The sequence below is a fragment of the Pseudomonas juntendi genome (assembly GCF_009932375.1).
In the GTDB taxonomy this organism is placed as follows: Bacteria; Pseudomonadota; Gammaproteobacteria; order Pseudomonadales; family Pseudomonadaceae; genus Aquipseudomonas; species Aquipseudomonas juntendi.
Genome location: NZ_BLJG01000215.1, coordinates 23,316 through 34,843 on the forward strand (window position 1 = coordinate 23,316; position 11,528 = coordinate 34,843).

The following is an 11,528-nucleotide window of genomic DNA, read 5'->3' on the forward strand; positions in this document are numbered from 1 at the left end:
TGTGCGGGCCAGCCTTGACCTGCGTCAGGCCTGCATCAATCACTGCGTAGCTGCGGCCAATTGTCAGCCACCAGAAACACCCGTTCGGCTTCCTGCCAGGCGCCATCGGCCTCCTGCTCAAGCCTTACCAGCAGTTGCGCCGGGGCCTGCGGGTCCAGCACATGCAGCCACGCTGCAAACTGCTCTGCCTGCCAGCATTGCGCCGCTTCGACCCGCGCTGGCGCCAGCCATGCGCTGCGCGGCAGCGGTTGCCAGCGCTCGCCAACCGCCATGGCCCAATCCCGCCGCCTGACCCAGCGCCCGCGCAGGTGCTGCGGGTTGGCGCCTTCCGGTTCCTCGGCATGCCCAGGCCACGGATAGAACAGATAGCCCCCCAGCCACATATGCGCCTGCACCTGCTGCGCCCCAAGCCGGGCCAGCGCCTGCTGGCTGTGCGCCCCCCGCGACATCGGCAACTGGTGCTGCGCCAGGTGGGCCAGCTTGGCCCCTAGCCGGTCATGACAGCCTGGCCCCAGCCAGGCCTGGGTATCGTGCCCGCCACCGGGCGGGCCCAGGTACAGCTTGATCGCCAATTCCAGGTGGTGGACCCCGTCTGCATCACGCAGCAGTACATCCAGCTCGCCCAAGGTCAGGCCGCCCTCGCGAATGGCCAGGTTGGCGGCCAGCAGTTCAATGCCCGGTGCGTGGCGCAGGGCGAATTGCCACAGGCGTTCGTAGTAAAGCCCCAGGCGCCGGCTGCCCAGTTTCGCCAGCCAATCGCGCAGCGGATGGTCATCCTTATCCAGCGCCCGCAGCCACTGCTCCAGGCGGTGCGGCTGCTGTGCCCACAGGCTGCCCGCCAGCGGGTGGCGCTGAGGGCAGGGCGTGCCAGCGAGCAAGGGCGGCGACAGCACTGCCCAGGCCAGGTCGCGTACGGCCGGGCGCTGCAGTTGCCGGGGCAGATCGTGGAGTTGGCTGAAGGGTGTCATCCTGCGAGCATAGCCGGTTTGCCGCTGCCCGGTGGTTTCGCCCATAATCGGCGCATAGTCACCCGCCGCAGAGCCTTGCAGGAGCCCCATGGAGCAATTTCGCAATATCGGTATCATCGGTCGCCTCGGCAGCTCGCAGGTGCTCGACACCATCCGCCGACTGAAAAAATTCCTCCTCGACCGCCACCTGCACGTGATTCTCGAGGACACCATTGCCGAAGTGCTGCCCGGGCACGGCTTGCAGACCTCCACGCGCAAGCTGCTGGGCGAAGTCTGCGACCTGGTCATCGTGGTGGGCGGCGACGGCAGCCTGCTCGGCGCCGCCCGGGCCCTGGCCCGTCACAACATTCCGGTGCTGGGCATCAACCGGGGCAACCTGGGCTTTCTCACCGACATCCGCCCCGACGAGCTGGAAGAAAAGGTCGCCGAGGTGCTCGACGGCCACTACCTGGTGGAAAACCGCTTCCTGCTGCAGGCCGAGGTGCGCCGCCATCACGAAGCCATTGGCCAGGGCGATGCGCTGAACGACGTGGTGCTGCACCCGGGCAAGTCCACGCGCATGATCGAGTTCGAAATCTATATCGACGGCCAGTTCGTCTGCAGCCAGAAGGCCGACGGCCTGATCGTTGCAACCCCCACCGGCTCCACCGCCTACGCGTTGTCGGCTGGCGGCCCGATCATGCACCCCAAGCTGGACGCCATCGTCATCGTGCCGATGTACCCGCACACCCTGTCGGGGCGGCCGATCGTGGTCGACGGCAACAGCGAGCTGAAGATCGTGGTGTCCAAGGACCTGCAGATCTACCCGCAGGTTTCCTGTGATGGCCAGAACCATTTCACCTGCGCCCCCGGCGACACCATCACGGTCAGCAAAAAGCCGCAGAAGCTGCGCCTGATCCACCCGCTCGACCACAATTACTACGAGGTCTGCCGCACCAAGCTTGGTTGGGGCAGCCGCCTGGGGAGCAGTGACGACTGATGCTCGACCCGGCGCGCAGTTTCGACATCATCGGCGACGTGCACGGTTGTGCGCATACCCTTGAACGCCTGCTCGATACCCTCGGCTACAAGCGCGTGGCCGGCGTGTGGCGCCACCCACGGCGCCAGGCGCTGTTCCTTGGTGACATCGTCGACCGTGGGCCACGCATCCGCGAGGCCCTGCACATCGTCCACGACATGGTCGAGGCTGGCCAGGCGTTCTGCATCATGGGCAACCACGAGTACAACGCCTTGGGCTGGGTAACGCCGGCGCTGCCCGGCAGCGGCAAGGCCTTCGTCCGCGAGCACACCCCGCGGCACGCCCGGCTGATCGACGAAACCCTGGCCCAGTTCGCCCAGCACCCCGCTGACTGGCACGACTTCGTCAACTGGTTCTACCAGCTGCCGTTGTTCATCGATGCCGGGCGTTTCCGCCTGGTACACGCCTGCTGGGACCGGCAACTGATCGAGCCGCTGCGCCAGCAGTACCCCGACGGGCGCATCGATGAGCACTTCATCCAGGCTTCTGCCGTGAGCAACAGCTTCGCCGCCACCGTGTGCAACCGCCTGTTGCGCGGTACCGACATGCGCCTGCCCGACGGCCTGACCTTGACCGGCGGCGACGGCCTGACGCGCGCCTTCTTCCGCACCAAGTTCTGGGAGGAAGACCCGCAAACCTACGGCGACATCGTGTTCCAGCCTGATGCCCTGCCGGCCGAGGTAGCCAATGCGCCCCTCAGCCACAGCCAGAAAAATGCCTTGCTGCGTTATGCCGAAGACGAGCCGATGCTGTTCGTCGGCCACTACTGGCGCAGCGGCCACCCCGCGCCGATTCGCCCCAACCTGGCCTGCCTGGACTACAGCGCGGTGCTGTACGGCAAGCTGGCGGCCTACCGGCTGGATGACGAAACCCGCATCGACCCGCACAAGTTCGTGTGGGTCGACGTAGACCGCCCACAGGCCAACCAATGAACATAATCGAAGTGATGCGCCTGCCGCTGTCGGTCGACCTCAGCGGCTTCATTCACATGCTGCAGCGCCTGCAGGTGCCGCACCGGGTCAGCGAAGAGGGGGACGTGCAGGTACTCTGGGCGCCCGACACCCTGGCCGAAGACGTCCGCGAACTTTACCAGCGCTACCCGCAAGGCAACGCCGAGCTGTCGGCTGCCCCCGAGCCGGTGGCAGCGGGCATGGCCGCGAAAGTGCCGTCCCTGGCAGAACAGGCCCGGGCCTGCAAGGTCACCACGCTCACCCTGCTGGCGTGCTTCATCGTCGCCGGCCTGACCAGCCTGGGCGACAACTTCACCACCATCAGCTGGTTTACCTTCCTCGACTTCCGGGTGCAGGGCGACTACCTGTATTTCACCCCGCTGGCGGAAACCCTCGACCAAGGGCAATGGTGGCGGTTGGTATCACCCATGCTGCTGCACTTCGGCGTGCTGCATCTGGCCATGAACAGCTTGTGGTACTGGGAGCTGGGCAAGCGCATCGAGCTGCGCCAGGGCCCCTGGATGCTGCTGGGCCTGACCCTGCTGTACAGCCTGGTCTCCAACCTGGCGCAGCACTACACCAGCGGGCCGAGCCTGTTCGGCGGGCTGTCGGGCGTACTGTACGGCCTGCTGGGGCATGTATGGCTGTTCCAGTGGCTGGCACCGAACCGTTACTTCAACCTGCCCAAGGGTGTGCTGGTGATGATGCTGATCTGGCTGGTGGTGTGCCTGACCGGTGTGGTCGGCAGCCTCGGCCTTGGCCAGATCGCCAACGCCGCCCACGTAGGCGGGCTGCTCATCGGATGCCTGACCGGGCTCTTGGGTGGGGCGCTGGCCCGGCGTAAACTGTCGGCTTGAATCAGGAGACTGTATGTCCACTTTCGCGCAAATGATTGAAAACATCACCCCGGAAATCTACGAAAGCCTGAAGCTGGCCGTGGAAATCGGCAAATGGTCGGATGGCCGCAAGCTCACCGCCGAGCAGAAAGAGCTGTCGCTGCAGGCCGTGATCGCCTGGGAGATGAAAAACCTGCCAGAAGACCAGCGCACCGGTTACATGGGCCCGCAGGAATGCGCGTCGAAGTCTGCGCCGATCGCCAACATTCTGTTCAAGTCGGACTCGGTACATTGATCGAACTCGCTCGTGGCTCGTTGAGCAAAATGGCGGTAAGCCTGCAGGCGCCGGTGGTGCAGTACAGCTTCCGCCTGGGTGACACGCAGGTGCCGGTCAACCCGCTGATCGGCCAGCGCCTGCGCCTGGAATACCTTGGCGCCATTCACTGCAGCCATTGCGGCAAGCGCACCAAGACCAGCTTCAGCCAAGGTTACTGCTACCCGTGCATGACCCGGCTGGCCCAGTGCGATGTGTGCATCATGGCCCCGGAAAAATGCCACTACGAGGCCGGCACCTGCCGTGAACCGGCCTGGGGCGAACAGTTCTGCATGACCGACCATGTGGTCTACCTGGCCAACTCGTCAGGGATCAAGGTCGGCATCACCCGCGCCAGCCAGCTGCCCACCCGGTGGCTCGACCAAGGGGCCAGCCAGGCCCTGCCGATCATGCGCGTGGCTACCCGCCAGCAGTCTGGCCTGGTCGAAGACGTGCTGCGCAGCCAGGTGCCCGACCGCACCAACTGGCGTGCACTGCTCAAGGGCGATGCCGAGGTGCTCGACCTGGCGGCCATTCGTGAGCAGGTATTCGACGCGTGCGCCGAGCGCCTGGGCGAGCTGCAGGGGCGTTTCGGGCTGCAGGCGATCCAGCCGCTGCCGGACGCCGAAGTGGTGCAGATCAACTACCCGGTCCAGGCCTACCCGCAAAAGATCGTCAGCTTCAACCTGGACAAGGACCCGGTCGCCGAAGGCACGCTGCTGGGCATCAAGGGCCAGTACCTGATCTTCGACACCGGTGTGATCAATATTCGCAAGTACACGGCCTACCAGTTGGCCGTGCTCCAGTAAAAAGGACCTGCACATGCGCACCGAACAACCGCAAGTGATCTACCTGAAGGATTACCAGGCGCCCGAGTACCTGATCGACGAGACGCACCTGACCTTCGAGCTGTTCGAGGACCACACCCTGGTTCACGCGCAGCTGGTGATGCGTCGCAACCCGGCACGCGGTACCGGCTTGCCGCCGCTGGTGCTCGATGGCCAGCAGCTGGAGCTGCTGCGTGCCGCGCTGGATGACCGGGAATTGCAGGCCGCCGATTACCAGCTGGACGGTGACAGCCTGACCGTGCAGCCGCAAGCCGAGCACTTCACCCTCGACACCAGCGTGAAGATCCACCCGGAAAGCAACACTGCGCTCGAAGGTTTGTACAAATCCGGCAAGATGTTCTGCACCCAGTGCGAGGCCGAGGGTTTCCGCAAGATCACCTATTACCTCGACCGCCCGGACGTGATGAGCAGCTTCACCACCACGGTGATCGCCGAGCAGCATCGCTACCCGGTGCTGTTGTCCAACGGTAACCCTACCGGCAGCGGGCCGGCCGAGGATGGCCGCCACTGGGCCACCTGGGAAGACCCGTTCAAGAAGCCAGCCTACCTGTTCGCCTTGGTGGCCGGTGACCTGTGGTGCGTCGAAGACACCTTCACGCGCCAGTCGGGCCGTGATGTGCTGCTGCGCATCTATGTCGAGCCCGAGAACCTGGACAAGTGCGACCACGCCATGGTCAGCCTGAAGAAGTCGATGCGTTGGGACGAGGAAGTCTACGGCCGCGAATACGACCTGGACATCTTCATGATCGTTGCCGTCAACGACTTCAACATGGGCGCCATGGAAAACAAGGGCCTGAACATCTTCAACTCCAGCTGTGTGCTGGCCCGCGCCGAAACGGCCACCGATGCCGCGCACCAGCGTGTCGAAGGTGTGGTCGCCCACGAGTATTTCCACAACTGGTCGGGCAACCGCGTCACGTGCCGCGACTGGTTCCAGCTGTCGCTGAAGGAAGGGTTCACGGTGTTCCGCGATGCCGAGTTCAGTGCCGACATGAACTCGCGCACGGTCAAACGCATCGAGGACGTGGCCTACCTGCGTACTCACCAGTTTGCCGAAGATGCCGGCCCCATGGCCCACCCCGTGCGCCCGGACAGCTTCATCGAGATTTCCAACTTCTACACCCTGACAGTGTACGAGAAGGGCGCCGAAGTGGTGCGCATGGTCCGCACCTTGCTGGGTGCCGATGGTTTCCGCAAAGGCAGCGATCTGTATTTCGAGCGTCACGATGGCCAGGCGGTCACCACCGACGACTTCATCAAGGCCATGGAAGACGCCAACGGCGTGGACTTTACCCAGTTCAAGCGCTGGTACAGCCAGGCAGGCACCCCGCGCCTGGAAGTCAGCGAAGCGTACGACGCCGCCGCCCAGACCTACAGCCTGACGTTCCGCCAAAGCTGCCCGCCCACCCCGGACAAGGCCGAGAAGCTGCCGTTCGTGATCCCGGTGGAGTTGGGCCTGCTGGATGCTGCCGGCAACGACCTGCCGCTGCGACTGGCAGGTGAGGGCGCCGCCACGGCGGCCGAACCAGCCACCAGTCGGGTGCTGTCGGTGACCGAGCCCGAGCAGACCTTCACCTTCCAGGGTATCCAGGCCAAGCCGCTGCCGTCGCTGCTGCGTGGCTTCAGCGCCCCGGTCAAGCTCAGTTTCCCGTACGACCGCGACCAGTTGATGTTCCTGATGCAACATGACAGCGATGGTTTCAACCGCTGGGAAGCGGGCCAGCAGCTGGCGGTCCAGGTGTTGCAGGAACTGATCGGCCAGCACCAGCGTGGCGAAGCCCTGAACCTGGACCAGCGCCTGATCACGGCCTTGGGCACGGTACTGGGCAACCCGTCGCTGGACCCGGCCATGGTCGCCGAAATGCTCTCGCTGCCAGGTGAGGCCTACCTCACCGAAATCAGCCAGGTGGCCGACGTGGACGCCATCCATGCCGCCCGCGAGTTCGCCCGCCAGCAGATCGCCGAGCAACTGTTCGACGCGTTGTGGGCGCGCTACCAGGCCCACCGCGAAGCCTCGCGCAGCACTGCCTATGTGGCCTCGGCCGAGCACTTCGCCCGCCGCAGCCTGCAGAACATCGCCCTGTCGTACCTGATGCTGAGCGGCAAGCCGCACGTGCTGGAAGCGACCCTGGAGCAGTTCGAGCACTGCGACAACATGACCGAGCGCCTGACCGCGCTGGCGGTGCTGGTCAACTCGCCGTTCCAGGCCGAGCGGGCGAAAGCGCTGGAGGCGTTCGCCGAGCACTTCAAGGACAACCCGCTGGTGATGGACCAGTGGTTCAGCGTGCAGGCGGCCAGCACCTTGCCGGGCGGGCTGGCGCGGGTCAAGGCGTTGATGCAGCACCCGGCGTTCACCCTGAAGAACCCAAACAAGGTGCGTGCGCTGATCGGTGCGTTTGCCGGGCAGAACCTGGTCAACTTCCATGCCGCCGATGGTTCTGGCTACCGTTTCCTGGCTGACCTTGTGATCGAACTGAATGCGCTGAACCCGCAGATCGCTTCGCGTCAGCTGGCGCCGCTGACCCGCTGGCGCAAGTATGACGAGGCGCGCCAGGCGCTGATGAAGGGCGAGCTGGAGCGGATTCTGGCTTCGGGTGAGCTGTCCAGTGATGTGTATGAAGTGGTGAGCAAGAGCCTGGCTTGATGCTTCTGTAGCCTGGGCTGGCCTCTTCGCGGGTGAACCCGCTCCTACAGGAACTGCACTGCTTTCATGGGCGGTGCGGTGCCTGTAGGAGCGGGTTCACCCGCGAAGCTTTTCAGGCCGACAACAAAACATAACACCCCGCCCGTTGTAATCCCGCGAACATCCCCGCTACGATCCCTTCAAGCTGTTGCAGGCCTCTAGATCAGGCTTTTCGCAGTGCCTGCAATGCATTGACCCGCCGAATAAAAACACCAAGGGGACAGTCATGAGGGAACACAACAGGCGCCGCGCCTGGCCATTGGCAGCGGCATTGGCGCTGGCACTGGGCGCGTGGGCCGGCAGCGTGCAAGCCGCCAGTGCCGACCAGTACTCCACCGAATCGGCCAAGGCCAGCCAGAGCCTGTTGATCGGCACCACCCACGCCGGCAAGCGCCTGGTGGTGGTCGGTGATCGAGGCCATATCCTGTTCTCCGACGACCAGGGCAACACCTGGACCCAGGCCCGGGTACCCACCCGGCAGTTGCTCACGGCGGTGTTCTTCATCGACGACAAGCGCGGCTGGGCCGTCGGCCATGACGCCCAGGTGCTCACCAGCAGCGACGGCGGCGCCACCTGGACCAAGCAGTTCGAAGACCTTGCCCGTGAAGCGCCGTTGCTGGATGTCACCTTCCTGGATGCCCGGCATGGCTTTGCCGTGGGCGCCTACGGGGCCTTGCTGGAAACCACTGACGGCGGCCAGCACTGGCAGGACGTGGCCGAGCGCCTGGACAACCCCGACCACTTGCACCTCAACGGCATCACCCAGGTGCGCGATGCCGGCCTGTTCATCGTTGGCGAGCAGGGCGGCATGTTCCGCTCTGCAGATAACGGCCAGACCTGGGCCAAGGTGCAAGGCCCCTACGAGGGCTCGCTGTTTGGCGTGATCGGCACCCGTTCACCCCGCACCCTGCTGGCCTACGGCCTGCGCGGCAACCTGTTCCGTTCAGCCGACTTCGGTGACAGCTGGCAGCAGGTCGAACTGAAGGCCGCGCGCGGCAGCCTGGAATTCGGCCTGGCTGGCGCTGCGCTGCTGGCTGATGGCGCCCTGGTGCTGGTCGGCAACGGCGGCAGCGTGCTGCGCAGCACCGACGATGGCCAGACCTTCAGCGTGTACAACCGTGGCGACCGCATCGCCCTGGCCGGCGTCAGTGGTCTGGCCGATGGCGGCCTGCTGCTGGTGGGCCAGGGCGGTGTGCACCTGGCAACCGCGCAAGGTGCCGATCGCATTGCCGAGGAGCCGCGCCAATGACCAGCCGGGAGAGCATCACCATGCATCCGCATCACCAGGACAAGCCTACGCTGCTCGAACGGCTGATCTTCAACAACCGCCCCGTGGTCATCGCCCTGTGCGTGCTGATCAGTATTTTCCTGTTCTGGCAGGCGACGCAGATTCGCCCCTCCACCAGTTTCGAGAAGATGATCCCGCTGCAGCACCCGTTCATCGAGCAGATGATGGAGCACCGCAATGACCTGGCCAACCTCGGCAACACCGTGCGCATCTCGGTGGAGGCGGTCAAGGGTGACATTTTCGACAAGGATTACATGGAGACCCTGCGCCAGATCCATGACGAGGTGTTTTACCTGCCTGGCGTCGACCGTGCCGGGCTGAAGTCGCTGTGGAGCCCCAGCGTGCGCTGGAGCGAGGTCACGGAAGAGGGCTTTTCCGGTGGCGAGGTGATCCCCAACACCTACAACGGCTCCCAGGACAGCCTCGATACCCTGCGCGACAATGTGCTCAAGTCCGGCCAGGTCGGGCGGCTGGTCGGCAACAACTTCAAGTCCAGTATCATCGATGTGCCACTGCTGGAAAGCTACCCTGACCCGCAGGACCCCAGCCGGCTGCTGAAACTGGATTACCAGCAGTTCTCGCACCTGCTGGAAGAGAAGGTGCGTGACAAGTTCCAGGCGCAGAACCCCAATGTGAAAGTGCACATTGTCGGCTTTGCCAAGAAGGTCGGTGACCTGATCGACGGGCTGGTGATGGTGGCGATGTTCTTCGGCGTCGCCCTGGTGATCACCTGGGTGCTGTTGTACTGGTTCACCTGGTGTATCCGCAGCACCATCGCCGTGCTCATCACCACCCTGGTGGCGGTGGTCTGGCAACTGGGGCTGATGCACGCGGTGGGTTTCGGCCTGGACCCGTACTCGATGCTGGTGCCGTTCCTGATCTTCGCCATTGGCATTTCCCACGGGGTGCAGAAGATCAACGGCATCGCCTTGCAGTCGAGTGACGCCGACAACGCGCTCACCGCTGCACGGCGAACGTTCCGGCAGTTGTTCCTGCCGGGCATGATCGCCATCCTGGCCGATGCGGTGGGCTTCATCACCCTGCTGATCATCGACATCGGGGTGATTCGCGAGCTGGCCATCGGCGCGTCCATCGGGGTGGCGGTGATCGTGTTCACCAACCTGATCCTGCTGCCGGTCGCCATCTCCTATGTCGGTATCAGCAAGAAGGCCATCGAACGCAGCAAGAAGGACGCCACCCGCGAACACCCGTTCTGGCGCCTGCTGTCGAACTTTGCCAGCGCCAGGGTGGCGCCGGTGTCGGTGGCGCTGGCGCTGCTCGCCTTCGGCGGGGGGCTGTGGTACAGCCAGAACCTGAAAATCGGCGACCTCGACCAGGGCGCGCCGGAGCTGCGCCCCGACTCGCGCTACAACCAGGACAACAACTTCGTCATCAGCAACTACTCGACCAGTTCCGATGTGCTGGTGATCATGGTCAAGACGCCGGCCGAGCAGTGTTCCATCCACTCGACCATGACCCCGATCGACGAGCTGATGTGGACCATGGAAAACACCCCCGGGGTCCAGTCGGCGATCTCCCTGGTCACCGTGTCCAAGCAGGTGATCAAGGGCATGAACGAGGGCAGCCTGAAATGGGAAACCCTGTCGCGCAACCCCGACATCCTCAACAACTCCATCGCCCGTGCCGATGGGCTGTACAACGGTGACTGCTCGCTGGCGCCGGTACTGGTGTTCCTCAACGACCACAAGGCCGAAACCCTGGAGCGGGTCACGGCGGTAGCCCAGGCGTTTGCCGACAGCCACAACAAGGAGGGCCTGCAGTTCCTGCTGGCAGCAGGCAATGCCGGGATCGAGGCCGCGACCAACGAGGTGATCAAGTCGGCCGAACTGACCATCCTGATCCTGGTGTACATCTGTGTGGCAGTGATGTGCCTGATCACCTTCCGCTCGTTGGCCGCTACCCTGTGCATCGTTCTGCCGCTGGTGCTGACCTCGGTGCTGGGTAACGCGCTGATGGCCTACATGGGCATCGGTGTGAAGGTGGCCACCTTGCCGGTGGTGGCGCTGGGCGTGGGCATTGGCGTTGACTACGGCATCTACATCTACAGCCGCCTGGAAAGTTTCCTGCGCGCCGGGTTGCCGTTGCAGGAGGCGTATTACCAGACCCTGCGCTCGACCGGCAAGGCAGTGCTGTTCACCGGGCTGTGCCTGGCCATTGGTGTGTGCACCTGGATCTTCTCGGCGATCAAGTTCCAGGCCGACATGGGCCTGATGCTGACCTTCATGTTGCTCTGGAACATGTTCGGGGCGTTGTGGCTGCTGCCGGCCCTGGCGCGGTTCCTGATCAAGCCGGAGAAAATGGTGGGCAAGCAAGGGGGGTCGATTTTCGCCCATTGAAGGCAGGGGGCCGCGTTGCGGCCCAATCGCCGGCAAGCCAGCTCCCACAGGGATCGCCTTAGGGCTGACAGGTGTTTGCCACAAGGTATGGCAGCGCCTGTTAGAGCGAGCGCCGCCCGCGCGGCGCTCGATCTCACAGGCGCTGAAGATGCTCCGGCTACCCTTGCCAGGAACCATAGAATCTCCCACAGGGATCGCATCAGGGCTGACAGGTGTTTGCCACAAGGTATGCAGCGCCTGTTAGAGCGAGCGCCGCGCGGGCGGCGC

General features: G+C 64.4%; 9 protein-coding genes. 8 read left to right on the forward strand and 1 reads right to left on the reverse strand.

Features of this window, described 5'->3' with window-relative positions:
* Window positions 1-35: 35 nt before the first annotated feature.
* Window positions 36-1,058, reverse strand: a complete 1,023-nt coding sequence (locus tag GYA94_RS22185) for a DUF1853 family protein (protein WP_054913659.1) — start codon at window positions 1,056-1,058, stop codon at window positions 36-38.
* On the opposite strand from GYA94_RS22185, the gene GYA94_RS22190 reads away from it, so the two are divergent.
* From GYA94_RS22190 to GYA94_RS22225, 8 genes are all read left to right on the forward strand, one after another.
* On the forward strand, window positions 1,057-1,947 hold the full coding sequence (locus GYA94_RS22190; RefSeq protein ID WP_009683749.1) for an NAD(+) kinase: 891 nt from the start codon (window positions 1,057-1,059) through the stop codon (window positions 1,945-1,947). The two genes, GYA94_RS22185 and GYA94_RS22190, sit on opposite strands and share 2 nt — an antisense overlap.
* Window positions 1,947-2,918, forward strand: coding sequence for a metallophosphoesterase (locus GYA94_RS22195; protein ID WP_009683748.1), 972 nt, complete (start codon window positions 1,947-1,949; stop codon window positions 2,916-2,918). The genes GYA94_RS22190 and GYA94_RS22195 overlap by 1 nt, the downstream gene beginning before the upstream one ends.
* Window positions 2,915-3,793, forward strand: a complete 879-nt coding sequence (locus GYA94_RS22200) for a rhomboid family intramembrane serine protease (RefSeq protein ID WP_009683747.1) — start codon at window positions 2,915-2,917, stop codon at window positions 3,791-3,793. Before GYA94_RS22195 ends, GYA94_RS22200 begins: the two co-directional genes overlap by 4 nt.
* 13 nt (window positions 3,794-3,806) lie before the next feature.
* A complete protein-coding gene (locus tag GYA94_RS22205; RefSeq protein WP_003260154.1) occupies window positions 3,807-4,067 on the forward strand; it encodes a YeaC family protein in 261 nt (86 codons plus the stop codon).
* Complete coding sequence (locus GYA94_RS22210; protein WP_009683746.1) at window positions 4,064-4,894, forward strand: DUF2797 domain-containing protein; 831 nt, start codon at window positions 4,064-4,066, stop codon at window positions 4,892-4,894. The genes GYA94_RS22205 and GYA94_RS22210 overlap by 4 nt, the downstream gene beginning before the upstream one ends.
* A gap of 13 nt (window positions 4,895-4,907) precedes the next feature.
* Window positions 4,908-7,577, forward strand: a complete 2,670-nt coding sequence (pepN, locus tag GYA94_RS22215; RefSeq protein ID WP_161893115.1) for an aminopeptidase N — start codon at window positions 4,908-4,910, stop codon at window positions 7,575-7,577.
* A gap of 265 nt (window positions 7,578-7,842) precedes the next feature.
* Complete coding sequence (locus tag GYA94_RS22220; RefSeq protein WP_110679558.1) at window positions 7,843-8,865, forward strand: WD40/YVTN/BNR-like repeat-containing protein; 1,023 nt, start codon at window positions 7,843-7,845, stop codon at window positions 8,863-8,865.
* Between the two features lie 20 nt (window positions 8,866-8,885).
* Entirely contained in the window at window positions 8,886-11,261 is a 2,376-nt protein-coding gene (locus GYA94_RS22225) for an efflux RND transporter permease subunit (protein ID WP_033690558.1), read from the forward strand.
* Window positions 11,262-11,528 lie beyond the last annotated feature (267 nt).